At 73.5% G+C, this 16,269-nt stretch carries 14 protein-coding genes and 1 pseudogene; 12 read left to right on the plus strand and 3 right to left on the minus strand.

The window, feature by feature from the left end:
- Positions 1-3: 3 nt before the first annotated feature.
- The gene (locus tag ACGFW6_RS28685) at positions 4-1,794 is read left to right on the plus strand and encodes an ABC transporter permease subunit (protein WP_393515860.1); all 1,791 of its coding nucleotides are present in this window, start codon (positions 4-6) and stop codon (positions 1,792-1,794) included.
- Positions 1,791-3,017, plus strand: a complete 1,227-nt coding sequence (locus ACGFW6_RS28690; RefSeq protein ID WP_393515863.1) for an MDR family MFS transporter — start codon at positions 1,791-1,793, stop codon at positions 3,015-3,017. The genes ACGFW6_RS28685 and ACGFW6_RS28690 overlap by 4 nt, the downstream gene beginning before the upstream one ends.
- 106 nt (positions 3,018-3,123) lie before the next feature.
- Here the strand turns inward: ACGFW6_RS28690 and ACGFW6_RS28695 are convergent, their stop codons facing one another.
- Positions 3,124-3,882, minus strand: coding sequence for a CDP-alcohol phosphatidyltransferase family protein (locus tag ACGFW6_RS28695; RefSeq protein ID WP_393516224.1), 759 nt, complete (start codon positions 3,880-3,882; stop codon positions 3,124-3,126).
- 108 nt (positions 3,883-3,990) lie between these two features.
- Between ACGFW6_RS28695 and ACGFW6_RS28700 the strand changes: the two genes are divergently transcribed.
- The 5 genes and pseudogenes from ACGFW6_RS28700 to ACGFW6_RS28720 all read left to right on the plus strand — a co-directional run.
- Complete coding sequence (locus ACGFW6_RS28700) at positions 3,991-4,974, plus strand: zinc-binding alcohol dehydrogenase (protein ID WP_393515865.1); 984 nt, start codon at positions 3,991-3,993, stop codon at positions 4,972-4,974.
- A 151-nt stretch (positions 4,975-5,125) separates the two neighbouring features.
- Positions 5,126-5,524 carry a 6-carboxytetrahydropterin synthase gene (locus ACGFW6_RS28705; RefSeq protein ID WP_093747920.1) on the plus strand — a complete coding sequence of 133 codons (399 nt, stop codon included), beginning with the start codon at positions 5,126-5,128 and terminating at the stop codon, positions 5,522-5,524.
- Positions 5,521-6,783: a glycosyltransferase family 4 protein gene (locus ACGFW6_RS28710; protein WP_393515867.1), complete on the plus strand. Its 1,263-nt coding sequence runs from the start codon at positions 5,521-5,523 to the stop codon at positions 6,781-6,783. The genes ACGFW6_RS28705 and ACGFW6_RS28710 overlap by 4 nt, the downstream gene beginning before the upstream one ends.
- Positions 6,780-7,883, plus strand: coding sequence for a class I SAM-dependent methyltransferase (locus tag ACGFW6_RS28715; protein ID WP_393515869.1), 1,104 nt, complete (start codon positions 6,780-6,782; stop codon positions 7,881-7,883). The genes ACGFW6_RS28710 and ACGFW6_RS28715 overlap by 4 nt, the downstream gene beginning before the upstream one ends.
- Positions 7,880-8,923, plus strand: a pseudogene (locus ACGFW6_RS28720) (YbhN family protein); the annotation flags it as partial. The gene ACGFW6_RS28715 and the pseudogene ACGFW6_RS28720, both read left to right, overlap by 4 nt.
- Before the next feature lie 152 nt (positions 8,924-9,075).
- Here the strand turns inward: ACGFW6_RS28720 and ACGFW6_RS28725 are convergent.
- Positions 9,076-9,858, minus strand: coding sequence for a creatininase family protein (locus tag ACGFW6_RS28725; RefSeq protein ID WP_393515871.1), 783 nt, complete (start codon positions 9,856-9,858; stop codon positions 9,076-9,078).
- Positions 9,859-9,899: 41 nt separating this feature from the next.
- Between ACGFW6_RS28725 and ribA the strand changes: the two genes are divergently transcribed.
- The 5 genes from ribA to ACGFW6_RS28750 are packed head-to-tail and all read left to right on the plus strand — an operon-like array spanning position 9,900 to position 14,976.
- Entirely contained in the window at positions 9,900-10,568 is a 669-nt protein-coding gene (gene ribA / locus ACGFW6_RS28730; RefSeq protein ID WP_393515873.1) for a GTP cyclohydrolase II, read from the plus strand.
- Positions 10,569-10,601: 33 nt separating this feature from the next.
- The gene (locus tag ACGFW6_RS28735) at positions 10,602-11,573 is read left to right on the plus strand and encodes an ornithine cyclodeaminase family protein (protein ID WP_393515875.1); all 972 of its coding nucleotides are present in this window, start codon (positions 10,602-10,604) and stop codon (positions 11,571-11,573) included.
- A 43-nt stretch (positions 11,574-11,616) separates the two neighbouring features.
- Positions 11,617-12,762 (plus strand): NAD(P)/FAD-dependent oxidoreductase, encoded by a 1,146-nt coding sequence (locus ACGFW6_RS28740; RefSeq protein ID WP_393515878.1) that lies wholly within the window; start codon positions 11,617-11,619, stop codon positions 12,760-12,762.
- Positions 12,759-13,820 carry a saccharopine dehydrogenase gene (locus ACGFW6_RS28745; protein WP_393515881.1) on the plus strand — a complete coding sequence of 354 codons (1,062 nt, stop codon included), beginning with the start codon at positions 12,759-12,761 and terminating at the stop codon, positions 13,818-13,820. Before ACGFW6_RS28740 ends, ACGFW6_RS28745 begins: the two co-directional genes overlap by 4 nt.
- Positions 13,813-14,976: a saccharopine dehydrogenase family protein gene (locus tag ACGFW6_RS28750; protein ID WP_393515884.1), complete on the plus strand. Its 1,164-nt coding sequence runs from the start codon at positions 13,813-13,815 to the stop codon at positions 14,974-14,976. The genes ACGFW6_RS28745 and ACGFW6_RS28750 overlap by 8 nt, the downstream gene beginning before the upstream one ends.
- 12 nt (positions 14,977-14,988) lie before the next feature.
- On the opposite strand, the gene ACGFW6_RS28755 is transcribed toward ACGFW6_RS28750, so the two are convergent.
- Entirely contained in the window at positions 14,989-16,224 is a 1,236-nt protein-coding gene (locus ACGFW6_RS28755) for a serine hydrolase domain-containing protein (RefSeq protein ID WP_393515887.1), read from the minus strand.
- Positions 16,225-16,269: the final 45 nt, after the last annotated feature.

Here is a 16,269-nt window from a genome sequence, read left to right on the forward strand (position 1 = left end):
CCCGTGCGGCACCGGGCAGTCACGCTCCTGTGGCGTGCGGGGATCGCGGCCGCCCTGGTGTGCGCCATCGGCGTACTGCCCTGGCTCTCCCACACCGATCCGGCGCTCACCGTCCTCAAGGCCCGCTCGGCGGACCGCGACCCCACCCCCGAGGTGCTGGCGGACATCAGGGCCCAACTGGGGCTGGAACAGGGTCCGTTCGCGCTTCTCGGGGACTGGCTGGGCGGACTCCCGCGCGGGGACGCCGGTCGGTCGTGGATCTCCGGCAGCGAGGTCACCCCCGCCGTGCTGCAGGCCCTGGGCGTATCCCTGCTGCTGATGGCGGTGGCCCTCGCGGTCGCCGCCGGCACCGCCGCGCTGATCTGCGCGCGCACCCTGTGGCTCGGGGCGCGGCGGCGGCTCGACGGGCGGCGGGCGGGTGGCAGCGGCTCCGCCGTCCTCGCCGCGCTGCCCGAGTTCCTCACCGCGTCCGTCCTCGCCACCGTCGTGGGCGTGCAGTTGGGGTGGCTGCCGGCGCTCGGCTGGTACGGCTTCGCGTGGACGATCCTGCCCGCCCTCGCCCTCGGCCTGCCCGCCGGAGCCGTCATCGGCCGGCTTCTCGACGACCTGCTGCCCGGCGCCTTCGCCGAGCCCTGGGCCCTCGCCGCCACCGCTCGGGGCCTGCCCGGCCGCACCGTCGCCCGGCAGGCCCTGCGCCGCTGCCTGCCCGGACTGCTGCCCAACACCGGCCTGTTCGTTGTGGGCATCACCGGCGGGGCGGTCACCGTCGAGCAGATCTACGACATACCCGGCCTCGGCCGCACCACGCTCCAGGCCGCCCTCGCCCAGGACCTGCCCGTCCTCCAGGCCGGCACCCTCGCCCTCGTCCTGCTTGCCGCGGCGGCCGCCGCACTCGCCCACCTCCTCACCCGCCTGCTGATCGGCCCGGCCCTGCGCGACGGCGCGCTGCCGTCCCCGCACCGCCCCGCACCGCCGGCTCACCGGCTCCTGCCTCTCTTCCACGGCGGCCTGCTCGTCACCGTCATCGCCGTCGGCCTGCCCCGCGACCCGCTCGCCCTCGACACCGCCGAGCGACTCGCCGCGCCCTCAGGCGCCCACCCGTTCGGCACCGACGCCCTCGGCCGGGACGTCCTCGCCCGGGTCGCGCACGGCGCCCTCGACACACTGCTGCTCGCGCTCGCGATCACCGCCGTCACCCTGCTCACCGGTCTGGCGCTCGGTCTGCTGCCGCGGCTGTCCGGGCCGGTCGTCGACACCGTCACCGCGCTGCCGCCGGTCCTCGTGGCGCTGCTCGTCACCGCGATCGTCGGCAGCGGCAGCGGCACACCCGCGCTCGCCGTGGCCGCCGTCGCGTGGACTCCGCTCGCCGCCCACACCTCGGCGCTGCTGCGGCAGGAACGCGCCGCGCTGCACCTGACCGCCACCCGCGCGCTGGGCGCCGGCCGCTGGTACCTCCTGCGTCACGAACTCCTGCCCGCCGTGGTGCCGCCCGTCACCCGGCACGCCCTGCTCCGGCTGCCCGGCGTCGCCCTCGCCCTCGCCTCGCTCGCCTTCCTCGGCCTGGGCGCCCAGCCGCCCTCCCCGGAATGGGGCCTGCTCCTGGCCGAGAACCAGCCCTACGCCGAACGCGCCCCCTGGGCGGTCCTCGCCCCCGCCGCCGTACTCGCCCTGCTGGGCGCGCTGGCGGTGACGGCGGCCGCAGGGGTGCGGCGTCGCAGACGTGCGCCGGTTCCCCCGGCGGCGGACGTGCCGGAGAAGCAGCCGGGCGCGAGGGAGTTGGTGGCGGCCCGATGAGGCCGTCCGTGCCGGGTGTCCGCAGAGCCGCTTCGGACCGGCCCCGCCTCTCGCCGCTCCTCCGCCTTCTCATCCTCACCCAACTCGCTTTCAACGTCGGCTTCTTCGCCGTGCTGCCCTTCCTCGCCGCACACCTCGGACAGGCCGTCGGCATGGCCGGGTGGCTGGTCGGGTTCGTGCTGGGACTGCGGACGTTCAGCCAGCAGGGGCTGTTCGTGGTGGGCGGTGCGCTCGCCGACCGGTACGGCATCCGCCCGGTCGTACTGACGGGGTGCGTGCTCAGGATCGCCGGGTTCGTATGGCTGGGGTACGCGCGCCAGACGTGGGCGGTCATCGGGGCGGTGCTGCTGATCGGGTTCGCCGCCGCGCTGTTCTCGCCGGCCGTGGAGTCCGAGGTCGCGCGCCAGGCCGTGCTGTGGGAGGAGCAGGGCGGCGGCTCCCGTACCCGGGTGCTCGCGCTGCTGACGGTGGCCGGCCAGGCGGGCGCGTTCGTGGGACCGCTGCTCGGCGCGCTGCTGCTGTCGGTGGACTTCCGAACGGTCTGCCTCGCCGGCGCCGGAATCTTCGTCCTCGTCCTCGCCGGACACGCCTGGCTGCTGCCGCAGCGCGTCCCCGGGCGGGGCGGCGTCCACTTCCGTGGCGGGCTCGGCCCGTTGCTGCGCAACCGCCGCTTCCTCGCGCTGTGCTGCGCGTACGGCGCCTATCTGCTGGCCTACAACCAGCTCTACCTGGCGCTCCCCGACGAGGTGGAGCGCGCCACCGGCTCCCAGTCCGCGCTCGCCTGGCTGTTCGCCCTGTCCTCGCTGCTGGTGGTGATCGCCCAGTTGCCCGTCACCCGCTGGGCGGGGGAGCGGCTCACCCTGCGCCGGTCCATGGTGGCCGGCCTGCTGCTCATCGCGGCGGGCTTCGCGGTCGTGGCCTCGGCGCGCCCCGCCGACCGGACGGGTACGGCGGCCCTGTTGCCCGCGGCCGTCTTCGTCGTCCTGCTCACCCTCGGCCAGATGCTCGTCGCCCCGGTCGCCCGCGCCTGGATCCCGGACCTCGCCGAGGAGGGCCGACTCGGCCTCTACACGGGCGCGTTGTCCTCGATCTCCGGCGTCATCGTCCTGATCGGGAGCTCGGCGACGGGAACCCTCCTGGACACGGGCCTGCCGGCGGCCGTGCCATGGCTGGTGCTGGCGGCCGTGCCACTGGCGGCGATCGGTGTGCTGCCTCGCCGGTAGGTCCGGCAGAGCCCCGAAGGGCGCGGGACTGTATCGATGCGCGGCTCCGCCGCGTGGGCGCGACCAGCGACAACGGTGACCGCAGACGATCGACGGCCGATCGGGTTCAGGACGCCACCAGTTCCCGCACCTCCGCCACGGAGACAGGCTCCGTACACGACGTCCGGTACAGCCACATGATGTCCCGCCCGAACGACCAGACGAGCGCGGCCAGCGCGACCGCGGCCACTGCGAACGTCGCCGTGTACGGCAGGTAGCCGGACGCGGCCAGCAGCAGGAACACGCCCTGCGTCGCGGCGACCGTCTTGCGGGCCGTGCTCGGCGGGAGCGGCGCGTTCAGCCAGGGCCAGACGCGGGCGGCGGCGACGAAGCCGTAGCGCATCGCGCCGATGAGGAGGACCCACGGGCCCAGCGACATCGACACGTACACGCTCAGCACCAGGATCAGGAACGCGTCGACCTCCATGTCGAAACGCGCGCCGAGCGCCGTGGACGTGCCCGTGCGGCGGGCCACCTTGCCGTCCACGCCGTCCAGGATCAGTGCGACCGCCGTCAGGCCGACGAAGAGCGTGACCGGCGGCGAGCTCTGGAACGAGTCGGCCACCAGCGCCGTGACACCGCCCACCAGCGTCGCCCGCCCGAGCGTGACCCGGTTCGCCGGGCCGAAGGAGCGCAGCCCGGACCGGTGCAGGGCCAGCGACAGCAGCGCCCAGGTCGCGATGGCGAAGACGAGGCCCGTCAGCCAGCCCGCCGGCCCCAGGCCGATCGCCGATCCGAGCAGGGCCAGCAACAGGATCTGCACGCCCGCTCCCACAGCGGTCTCCTGCTGGACCAGCCTCGCGTCGTAAGTGTTGTTCAGGGCCACCGCACATTCCTCCGGCCAGATGACAGAGTCGATCAAGGCCGCGTACTGTGCGCGACCTGTGCACACCTCCGTACGTGCACGGCTTCACGATCGTTCAGGAGGAATCCGATGAACCGCGCGGCACGTGCGTTCTGGCTCAGCTCTCCGGGTGAAGGAGAGATCCGGGAAGCTGTCCTTCCGGAGCCGGGCGAGGACGAGGTGCTGGTGCGGTCGCTGTACTCCGGAGTCAGCCGGGGCACGGAGACACTCGTGTTCCGCGGCGGCGTCCCCGAGAACCAGCACGCGGCCATGCGGGCACCGTTCCAGGAGGGCGACTTCCCCGCCCCCGTGAAGTACGGGTACCTCAACGTCGGGGTGGTCGAGGCCGGGCCGACGGCACTGGTCGGCCGTACGGTGTTCTGCCTGTACCCGCATCAGACCCGGTACGTCGTCCCGGCGAGCGCCGTGACCGTGGTGCCGGACAACGTGCCCGCCGCCCGCGCCGTCCTCGCCGGCACGGTCGAGACCGCGGTCAACGCCCTCTGGGACGCCGCACCCCTGGTCGGCGACCGGATCGCCGTCGTCGGCGGCGGCATGGTCGGCTGCTCGGTAGCCGCACTGCTGGCCCGCTTCCCCGGCGTACGGCTCCAATTGGTCGACGCCGACCCCCGCCGGGCCGAGGTCGCCGAGGCCCTCGGCGTCGAATTCGCGGCGCCCGGGGACGCGCTCGGCGAGTGCGACCTCGTCGTCCACGCCAGCGCCACCGAACCGGGCCTGAACAGGTCGCTGGAACTGCTCAGGGCCGAGGGCACCGTCCTCGAGCTCAGCTGGTACGGCGACCGGCGGGTCGCCCTCCCGCTCGGCGAGGCCTTCCACTCGCGGCGGCTCACCCTCCGCAGCAGCCAGGTCGGCACCGTCTCCCCGGCCCGCCGCGCGAGCCGCGGCTACGCCGACCGGCTCGCCCTCGCCCTCGATCTGCTCGCCGACCCGGCCCTCGACGCCCTCGTCACGGGGGAGAGCGCTTTCGAGGAGCTCCCCGAGGTGATGCCGAAGCTCACCTCGGGGGAGATCCCGGCCCTGTGCCACCGCGTCCGGTACACGGACACGCCCTGACGGACTCGTTCATTCCCGGACGACAAGAGCGCCTGACCTGAGAAAAGAGTGAGAGACGGCTGAACACGGGGAAGCCAAGAGCCGTACTACACGGCATCCCCGGCAGCCATCGGCGGGGATGAGGAGCGCACCGCACCTGGAGGGTCGTCCGTTGTTCAGCATCACCGTCCGCGATCACATCATGATCGCCCACAGCTTCCGCGGCGACGTCTTCGGACCCGCGCAGCGCCTGCATGGAGCGACGTTCCTGGTGGACGCAACGTTCCGGCGCGAGCAGCTGGACGACGACAACATCGTCGTCGACATCGGACTGGCCACGCGGGAACTGGGTGCCGTCGTCGGTGAACTGAACTACAGAAACCTCGACAACGAACCCGACTTCGCCGGGATCAACACCTCCACCGAGTTCCTCGCCAAGGTCATCGCCGACCGCCTCGCCGAGCGGATCGAGAAGGGCGCGCTGGGCGAGGGCGCCAAGGGCCTCGCCGGACTCACCGTCACGCTGCACGAGTCGCATGTCGCGTGGGCGAGTTACGAGCGTGCCCTGTGACGGACGTGACGCTGGAAAAGAACGTGTCCTTCGACAAGGACGGCGGCCTGGGCAACAACGCGGCCCTCGGCAGGACCGTCCCCCTGGACAAGCCGGAGAAGGTGGCGCTCGGCTACCTGCCGGTGCAGCACACCGTCCTGAAGAACGCCGAGATCATCCCCATGTCCCTGCGCTCCGTGCACTTCGTGCTGCCGGGCGGCGTCGACGACCTGTCCGCGCCGAGCGGCGGCAACGCCTACGACCGGCGGGTGTGTCTGGACCTGCCCGGGTTCGGCTGGCAGGTGCACAAGCACCCGGTGGACGGCAGCTGGCCCCGCCCCGGCGCCGAGGCCCGTGCGGAACTCGCCCGTACGCTGCGGGAGTTCCCGGACGGCACGGTCGTCCTGCTGGACGGACTGGTCGCGTGCGGCGTGCCCGAGATCGTCGTGCCGGAGGCGGAGCGGCTGCGGCTCGCGGTCCTCGTCCACCTCCCGCTCGGCGACGAGACGGGCCTCGAACCCGCCGTCGCCGCGGAGCTGGACGCCCGGGAACGCACCGTGCTGCGGGCCGTCGACGCGGTGATCGCCACCAGCGACTGGGCGGTGCGCCGCCTCGTCTCCCATCACGGCCTGGCCCCCGAGCGGGTCCATGTCGCCGCCCCCGGCGCCGACATCGCGCCGCTCGCCGCGGGCACCGACGGCGTGTCCCGCCTGCTGTGCGTGGCCGCCGTGACCCCGCGCAAGGGACAGCACCGGCTGGTGGAGGCGCTGGCCGCGGTGACCGACCTGCCGTGGAGCTGCGTCTGCGTGGGCGGGCTGAACCAGGACCCCGGGTACGTGGCCGAACTGCGGTCCCTGATAGCGAAGCACGGCCTAGAGGACCGGCTGATCCTGGCGGGCCCGCAGGCCGGCGCCGAACTGGACGCCAGCTACAACACCGCCGACCTCATGGTGCTCACCTCCTACGCCGAGACGTACGGCATGGCGGTGACCGAGGCCCTCGCGCGCGGCATCCCGGTGCTGGCGACGGACGTCGGCGGGCTCCCCGAAGCGGTGGGCCGGGCCCCCGACGGCGGTGTCCCCGGCATCCTCGTCCCGCCGGAGAACCCCGCCGCGATCGCCGTCGAACTGCGCGGCTGGTTCGGCGAGGCCGACGTACGACGCCGGCTGAAGGCGGCGGCCCGCGGACGACGCGCCGCCCTGAACGGCTGGGCCGGCACGGCCCGAAGCCTGGCCTCGGTACTGGGCCGGCTGCCGAACGAACCCCGGAGGGCGGCATGAGGAAGACGGCGACGGCACAGAGCGGCGGGACGATCCCGGCCCAGCCCGGTCCCCTGGAGGCGACGGACTCGGCACACCGCGAGGCGGGCGTCGACGGGCAGCCCGGGCCGCAGCACAGCGACATCGTCCCGGCGGAGGGTGACATGGGTGGCGCGTCCGTACCGTCGGCATCCGACGCCGACGCCGACTCCGTGATCCTCGGGGCCGGCCCCACCGTCACGCCCGGCGAGCGGGCCACCCTGCGGCTGCGGGACGCCGGGTCGGACGACCCGCCGCGCTACGCCCCCGAATGGCTGGAGCTGCGGGAGGGCGCCGACGCCTCCGCGCGGGCGCACGACCTGCTCGACCCGCTGCGGATCCGGCTCGCCAACCTGCCGGCCCGGTCCGGCGGACTGGTCATCCACGACGTGGGCTGCGGCACCGGTTCCATGGGCCGCTGGCTCGCGCCCCATCTCGACGGCCCCCAGCACTGGGTCCTGCACGACCGCGACCCCTACCTCCTGCACTTCGCCGCCGTCGCCTCCCCGCGCTCCTCCGCCGACGGCAGCCGGGTCACCGTCGAGACACGCCGCGGCGACATCGGCCGGCTCACCGCGGACGCCCTGCTCGGCGCCTCCCTGGTGACCGCGTCCGCGCTGCTCGACGTCCTCACGGTCGAGGAGATCGGCACCCTCGCCGCCGCCTGCGCGGGCGCCGGCTGCCCCGCGCTGCTGACGCTCTCGGTCGCGGGCCGCGTCGAACTCACCCCGTCCGACCCGCTGGACGGTGAGATCGCCGAGGCGTTCAACGCCCACCAGAGGCGCTCGGGCCTGCTCGGCCCGGACGCGATCACCGTGGCGGCCGACGCCTTCTCCGAGCACGGCGCGACCGTGCAGGTCCAACCGAGCCCGTGGCGGCTCGGCCCCGGCGAGTCCGCGCTCGCCGCCCAGTGGCTGCGCGGCTGGGTCGGCGCGGCGGTCGAGCAGCGGCCCGACCTGCGCGAGCGCGCCGACCGCTATCTGACGGAACGTCTCGCCGCCTGCCAGGCGGGCGAACTGCGGGTCGTGGTCCACCACAGCGACCTGCTCGCGCTGTGCCGGCCGAAGGGCGGAGCGTCATGAGCGTGGAGACGGTGGCGCGGACTCGCGGCGAGCGCCGGGTCACCGGGCCCCGCATCCGCCGAGCGGAACGGCCGGGCGCGCGCGGCGCCGACGTGCGGGCGGTCCTTCCGGCCGCCCCCGTCGCGGATGCCGCCGCCGTCTCCCCGGCCCCGTCCGGGGCCGTCGTCACCGAGCCGGCTCGGAGCCGGCTGCGCGGCGTGCTGTCCCGCCTCAACACCCCCGCCGTCCGCACCCACCTGGGCACGGTCGTCGGTGTCGTCATCCTGGTCGTGCTGTTCTGGCGGCTCGGCACCGGCGTGTTCCTCGACGGGCTGCGCCGGATCGACGCGGTGGCGCTGGCCGGCGGGCTCGGGATCGGGGTCGTGACCACCGTGTTCAGCGCCTGGCGCTGGCAGTTGGTGGCCCGGGGGCTGCGGATCCGGCTGCCGCTGTGGCCCGCCGTCGCCGACTACTACCGTGCCCTGTTCCTCAACGCGGCCCTCCCCGGCGGCGTCCTCGGCGACGTCCACCGGGCCGTGCGGCACGGGCAGAGCGCCGGAGACATGGGACGCGGCGTCCGCGCGGTCGTACTGGAGCGGACCGCCGGACAGGTCGTCCTCGCGGCCGTCGGCGCCGTCGTGCTGCTGACCATGCCGTCGCCGGTCCTGGACCAGGCCCGCGACATCACCCCGCTCATCCTGTTCGCCGGGGTGGGCGCGCTCGCCGTGGTGGCCGCCGTACGCATGAACCGGGCGCCGTCGCGGCGCGACCGCACCCGGCCGTCCGCGCTGCGCACGACGCTCGACGAGGCCCGCGAAGCCCTCGTGTCGCGCCGCAACGGCCCCGGCGTCGCCGTCTCCTCGGCCGTCGTGCTGGCCGGACACCTCGGGATGTTCGTGCTCGCCGCCCGCGTCGCCGGCTCCGACGCCTCCGTGGCCGCGCTGCTGCCGCTCGCCGTCCTCGCGCTCCTCGCGATGGGACTGCCCCTGAACGTCGGCGGCTGGGGTCCCCGAGAGGGCGTCACCGCCTGGGCGTTCGGCGCCGCGGGGCTGGGCGCGACCACCGGGTTCACGGTCGCCGTCGTCTACGGCGTGCTCAGCTTCGTGGCCGCCCTGCCGGGCCTCTTCGTCCTGGTCGCCCGCTGGTGCGCCGGACCGCGCGAGGGATCCGGATCCGCCGTGACCATGGCGAACCCGGAACCCAGCGGCTATTTTCAGGCGTCATCCGTGTCCGCTATGGAATCGTCCGCGGAGGTCAGCAGTGACACATACGCGCCGAAGGAATCCGCGAGGCTCGCCAGCAGTCGCTCGCCCTTTTCCGCGGAACCCAGCGAAGGGCGGCCGATGACACCGGAATCGGTATAGGCGGACATACCGAGAGTCAACAGATGACGGCGGTCGTCCGCCACGAAATCGGAAGTCTCATAACCGGGTCGGATCAATTCGGGATGAGCGTGCAGAAGGATGGAGGTCTCGATTTCCCCCGCGTGCATGTCGGTGAGCAGCGAGGTCTCCACCCCCGCCCGCACCCGCGCCGCCTCCCAGTCCTCCGGGGCCGGGAACAGCGCCATTCGCTCACCCCGCGCGGAGGACTCCTGAACGACGTTGCCCAGTACGTAGTTTCCGCCGTGCCCGTTGACCAGCACCAGGGCGTCGACGCCCGACCGGCGGAGCGAAGCCGCAATGTCCCGTATCACCGCATGAAGGGTCACGGAGGAGATGCTGACGGTCCCCGGCCACGCCGCGTGCTCGTGCGAGCAGGAGATCGTCACCGGCGGAAGGAGGTGCACCGGGTGCGCGGCGGCGAGCTCGCGCGCGATGGCGCAGGCCACCAGCGTGTCGGTCGCCAGCGGAAGGAACGGACCGTGCTGCTCGAAGCTTCCGACGGGCAGGACCGCCACCTGCCGTGAGACGCCCGCCCCCCGGGTCCGTACGTCTTCGGTGGTGTCCGCCGGTACCAGCGAGTGTGCCGCCGGCCGCATGTGCGAACCACTCATCTTTTCACGGCCTTTCGTCTCTGCTTAGGAACTGAAGAATCATGACAGAAAAAATTGGCGTCCTCGGCAAGAAGTCCGCGCAGCGACCGCAGCGTTCCGGCGTGGAACGCGTGGTGAATGCGCCCTTGCCCACCGTGTACGGCGAATTCCGCGCGATCGGCTACCTCGATCACGACCGCGGGGACGAGCAAGTGGCCCTCGTCCACGGCGAGATAGGCACGGACAGGGTGCTGACCCGGCTGCACTCGGAGTGCCTGACCGGTGACGCCTTCGGCTCCCAGCACTGCGAGTGCGGCGACCAACTGGCGGCCGCCCTGCGCGCGGTCGTCGCCGAGGGCAGCGGCATCGTCGTCTATCTGCGGGGCCACGAGGGCCGCGGCATCGGTCTGCTCGCCAAGCTGCGGGCGATGGCCCTGCAGGCGGAGGGCCTGGACACCGTCGAGGCCAACCTCGCCCTCGGGCTGCCGGTGGACGCCCGTGACTACGGCGTCGCCGCCGGCATGCTGCACGACCTGAACGTGCGCAGCGTGCGTCTGATGTCGAACAACCCGCGCAAGCGCGAGGCGCTGGTGCAGCACGGCATCGAGGTCGCCGAGCAGGTTCCGCTGCTCATCCCGCCGTGCGAGAACAACATCACCTACCTGCGTACCAAGCGGGAACGCCTCGATCACCACCTGCCCCATCTGGACGCGGTCGGGCAGCTGTCCTGATTGCGGCGAGGCCCGTCCGGACAGGAAGAGGGAATGACCGACGACGTCCTCTTCCTGACCGGAGAACAGGTCTCGCGCCTGCTCGGCCTCGACGCGGCGATCGCCTCGCAGCGCGCGGCCTTCCAGGCGCTCGGCGCCGACGCGGCCGACCTGCCCGGGAAGATCATGCACCCGAGCCGCTTCGACGACAGCGTCGTCTTCGCGTACGTCTCCCGGCTGTCCGCGGACACCGGGACCGTCGCGAAGATCGGCAGCGTCAACCCGCGCAACGCGGCGTCCGGCCTGCCGACCGTCCACGCGGTCATCACCGTGCTCGACCCGGTGACGGGCCGCCTGTCCGCCGTCATGGACGGCACGGCGATCACGACCCTGCGCACGGCCGCCGCGAGCGCCGTCGCGGTCGACGCCCTGTCCACCCCCGGCGGCGCCGACCTCGCCGTCCTGGGCTCCGGCACCCAGGCCCTCGCGCACGCCCGGGCCGTCGCCCGGGTGCGTGAGCTGAGGTCCGTACGGCTGTGGAGCCCGACCGCACGCAACCGCTCCCGCGCCGCGCAGGAACTCACGGCCGGACTCGGCCTCGCCGTGGAGGAGGTCGGCACCGCCGAGGATGCCGTGACGGGGGCGTCTCTGGTCGCCGCCTGCACGCTCAGCGCGACGCCCGTCGTACGGGGGCGGTGGCTGGCTCCCGGGTGCACGGTGGTCAGCGTCGGATCGTTCGAGCCCGGCCGCCGGGAGGTCGACGACGACGTGCTGCTGCGGGCCACGAGCGTCGTCGTCGACGACCCGGCGACCGCCGCCGAGCACGCCGGTCCCGTGGTGCACGCCCTGCGCGAAGGGGCGTTGGCCCCCGAGGACCTGGTCGGCCTCGGCGCCGTCCTCACCGGCCGGAGCTTCCCGCGATCGGGGCCCGACGACATCGTCTACTACAACAGCGTCGGCCTCGGCATCCAGGACGCGGCCGCCGCCTGGGCCGTCGTCGAGGCGGCGAGGAAGGCGGGCCGGTGACGGCGAGCGCGACCACAGCAGCCACGACCGAGGGGGCCCGCCCGTGAACACACACGCCCATGTCGTCGTCATCGGCGGCGGGGTGATGGGCACCAGCATCGCCTACCACCTGGCCCGGGCCGGCGTACGGGACGTCGTCCTCGTCGAGCGGGACGAACTGGCCTCCGGATCCACCTCGAAGGCGGCCGGCGGAGTGCGCGCGCAGTTCTCCGACGAGCTCAACATCCAGCTCGGGGCGCGCAGCCTGCAGGCGTTCGCCCGGTTCGGGCTGGAGATGGGCCACGACATCGGGCTGCACCGGGTCGGCTATCTGTTCCTGCTGTCGACGCCCGAGGAGGTCGCCGGCTTCGAGGCGAGCGTCCGGCTGCAGAACTCCCTCGGGGTGCCCAGCCGGATGATCGACCCCGCCGAGGCGCAGCGGCTGTCCCCGCTGATCACCACCGACGGACTGCTGGCGGCCGCGTTCTCCCCGGACGACGGCCACTGCACCCCCGAATCCGTCGTCCACGGCTACGCGGCCGCGGCCCGCGCGTACGGGGCGCGGATCTTACGTCACAACGACGTCACCGGCATCGAACTGCACGGCGACCGCATCACCGCCGTGACGACGACCATAGGCCGGATCACCACCGAGACGGTGATCTGCGCGGCCGGCCCCTGGTCGCGGTCGATCGGCGCGATGGTCGGCGTCGACCTGCCGGTGGTGCCGCTGCGCCGGCAGGTGGCGGTCACCGAACCCGTCGGCGGACTGCCGCCGCACCTGCCCATGACCATCGACTTCACCACCAGCCTCTACTTCCACTCCGAGGGCCCCGGCCTGCTCCTCGGCATGTCCGACCCCGACGAGCGGCCCGGCTTCGCGACCGACACCCACGACCGCTGGATCCCCCGGCTGGCCGCCGCCATGGAGCGCCGCGCCCCCGCCCTGCTGGACCTGCGCCGCACGGGGGGCTGGGCGGGCCTGTACGAGGTCACCCCGGACCACAACGCACTCATCGGCGAGGCGACTTCCGTCTCCCGCTTCCTGTACGCGACCGGCTTCTCCGGCCACGGTTTCCTCCAGGGACCGGCCGTCGGCGAGGTCGTCCGTGACCTGTACCTCGGCCGCGTACCCTTCGTGGACGTCAGCCCGCTCAGCGCCGGCCGGTTCGCGGCCGACGCCCCGCGCCCGGAGGCCAACCGCGTATGACCGAGCTCCATCTGTGGCTGCGCCACGAGGTCCGTTCCACCGAGCGACGCACTCCGATCGTGCCGTCGGACGCCCGCCGGCTCGTCGAGCGCGGGGTGACCCTGACCGTCGAGGAGTCCGCGCAGCGGATCTTCCCCGTCGAGGAGTACGAGGCGGCCGGGTGCCGCACCGCGCCCACCGGATCCTGGGTGTCGGCACCCGAGGCGGCCGTGGTGGTCGGACTGAAGGAACTCCCGGATGAGCCGGATCGGTTGACGCACCGCCACATCTTCTTCGGGCACGCCTACAAGCGGCAGCCGGGCGCCGAGGCACTGCTGCGGCGCTTCGCGGCCGGCGGCGGCACACTGCTCGACCTGGAGTACCTGGTGGACGACGACGGCCGCCGCCTCGCCGCCTTCGGCTTCTGGGCCGGCTATCTCGGCGCCGCGCTCGCCGTCCTCCAGCACCGGGGCCGGCTCGCCGCGCCGCTGACGCCCCTGTCCAAGGACGAGCTGGACGCCCTCCTGCGACCGGTCGCCGGCGACGAGGAGTTCACCGCGCTGGTGATCGGCGCCCTGGGGCGCAGCGGGCGGGGCGCGCGGCTCGGGTTCATGACCGCCGGTCTCGAGGCGACGCCCTGGGACCTCGCCGAGACCCGCGCGCTGGACCGCCCGACGCTGCTGGCGCACGACGTGCTGGTCAACGCCGTCCTCGCCACCACCCCCGTTCCGCCCTTCCTGCGCGAGGAGGACCTCGACGAACCCGGCCGCCGGCTGCGCACCGTGTGCGACGTCACCGTCGACGTCGGCTCGCCCCTGAACGTGCTGCCGGTCTACGACCGCACCACCGAGTGGGCCGACCCGGTACGCCGGCTGCGCAAGGAGCCCCCGCTCGACCTCATCGCCATCGACAATCTGCCGTCCCTGCTGCCCCGCGAGTCCAGCGCCGACTTCTCGTCGGCGCTGGTGCCCCAGCTGCTGGACTTCGAGACGGGCGGGCCGTGGGGGCGCTGCCGTGACCGGTTCCACCAGGCGTGCCGTGAACTCGGCATCGGACAAGGGGAGTTCCGCAATGGCTGACAGATCCGCACGGGTTCCCGCGAGCGGCACCGTCCACTGGGTCGGCGCCGGCCTGTCCACCGGCAGCGGGCTTTCCCGGCTGTGCGAGACGGCCGGGCGGGTTCGGCTGTGGCACCGCACCGAGGACCGCGCCGCCGACGCCCTCGCCCGGCGCGGCCTCACCGGGCTCGCCGAGCCCCGCGCGTACACGCTGCCCGCGCTCACGGCCGAACTGGCGCCCGGCGACGTCGTCGTGTCGATGCTGCCCGCGCCGGAGCACGCCGGGATCCTGGCGGCCTGCGTCGACCGGTCGGCCCACTTCGCCTGCTCCAGCTATGTGTCGGACGCGGTCCTCGACCAGGTGCCGGCGGCCACGGCGGCCGGGCTCGTCGTCCTCACCGAGGCCGGTCTCGACCCGGGCATCGACCACCTCTTCGCCCACTGCCTGATCGGTCGCGCCCGGGAGGCCGTCGGCGACGACGCGGGAGCCTCGTACAGCCTCACCTCGTACTGCGGCGGGATCCCCGCGGTCCCGAACGACTTCAGGTACCGCTTCAGCTGGGCGCCCGCCGGGGTCCTCAACGCCCTGCGCTCACCGGCCCGTTACCTCCAGGACGGCGCCGAGACCGTCGCCGAGCGGCCCTGGGAGGTGACCCGGCCGCACACCGTCGACGGGGAGGTGTTCGAGGTCTACCCCAACCGGGACAGCGTGCCGTTCGTCGAGCAGTACGGGCTGCCGGACGGCTGGAAGCCGCTGACCTTCGTGCGCGGCACCCTGCGTCTGGAGGGCTGGCTGCAGGCCTGGGACGCCGTCTTCGAGGAGCTGAGGGCGGGCGACGACGCCCGGATCGCCGCCCTCGCCGGGGAGCTGGCGGCCACCTACCCGACCACGGAGGCCGACCGCGACCGGGTCGTCCTCGCCGTGTCGCTGGACGTGCGCGGCGGGTCGGGGCGGTCGTGGTCCGGCAGCTATCTGCTGGACCTGGTGGGGGACGAGGAGGAGAGCGCGATGGCCCGCTGTGTCTCCCGCCCGCTCGCCCTCGGCGTCCGGCACATCCTGGACGGCTCCCTGCCGGCGGGCCTGAGCCGGGCCGCGGAGACGGCGGCCCGCTCGGAGGAGTGGCTGCGCGAACTCGCCCTGGAAGGAGTGGAGTTCACCTTGCGCGTGGACCAGTGACCGGCGGCGGGATCAGCCCTGCGTCAGTGCCTCGTGCACGAGCCGCTTGAGGTCATGGAACATCGTGTGCGAGGTCCTGGGCCGTACCTGCGTCATGAACTGCACCGTCAGATCGTGGCGCGGGTCGACCCAGAACGTGGTGGTCGCCACGCCGCTCCAGCCGTAGGCGCCGAGCACGGTGGGTGCCTTCGTGCGGGCCGGGTCGATGACGACGGAGACACCCAGGCCGAAGCCGACGCCGTCGTTGCCGGCCTCGTCGTGGGCGGGGCGGCTGCCGAACGCGCGCAAATCGGCGCCGCCGGGGAGCTGGTTGGACGTCATCAGGTCCACCGTCCCGGGCGCCAGCAGCCGGGTGCCGTCGAGTTCGCCGCGGCGGCGCAGCATCTCCATGAAGCGGTGGACGTCGTGCGCGGAGGCCGCAAGTCCGCCGCTGCCGGACAGGAACCGGGGACGGCCGCCACGCAGCGGGAGGCCGGGGATCGGCTCGATGCCGCCGCCCTCGGTCTCGCCGTACAACTCCGAGAGCCGGACCGCCTGTTCGTCGCTGACGCAGAACCCGGCGTCGGTCATCCCGAGGGGGCCGCAGATCCGCTCGGCGAAGAACTCGTCCAGCGGCTGCCCGGACACCACCTCGACGACCCGGCCCAGGACGTTGGTGGCGACCGAGTAGTTCCACTGCGTGCCCGGCTCGAACTGGAGCGGCAGCCGCGCGTACACGTCGACCGTGCCGGCCAGGTCGGAGCCCGGCAGCACCGCCGAGTCCAGGTTGGCGTCCCGGTACAGGGCGTCGACGGGGTGCGTGTGGTAGAAGGCGAAGGTCAGACCGGCGGTGTGGGTCATCAGATGCCGGACGGTTATCGGCCCGTCGGCGGGGCGTGTCACCACGTCGGCGCCGGACCCGCCGACGTACACCCGGGGCTCGGCGAAGCCCGGCAGGTGGCGGCTCACCGGGTCGTCGAGCGACAGCTTGCCCTCCTCCATCAGCAGCAGCGCGGCGACGGAGGTGACCGGCTTGGTCATGGAGTAGATCCGCCACAGCGTGTCGGCCTCGACGGGCAGCCCGGCCGCGATGTCCCGGTGGCCGTGCGTGGTGAGGTGCGCGACGCGTCCACCGCGGGCGACGGCCACCAGATAGCCGGGCAGCCGCCCCTCGTCGACGTAGTGGGCGAAGTACTGGTCGAGGCGGTCCAGCGCCTTCGCGTCCAGCCCGACCTCACCCGGGTCGACCTCTTGTGTCAGCAGTGCCATCGCTCTCCTCCGATACGTGCGACGAGGGTGCGCTCCGGCATACCC

The sequence above is a fragment of the Streptomyces sp. Y7 genome, from assembly GCF_043195415.1.
In the GTDB taxonomy this organism is placed as follows: Bacteria; Actinomycetota; Actinomycetes; order Streptomycetales; family Streptomycetaceae; genus Streptomyces.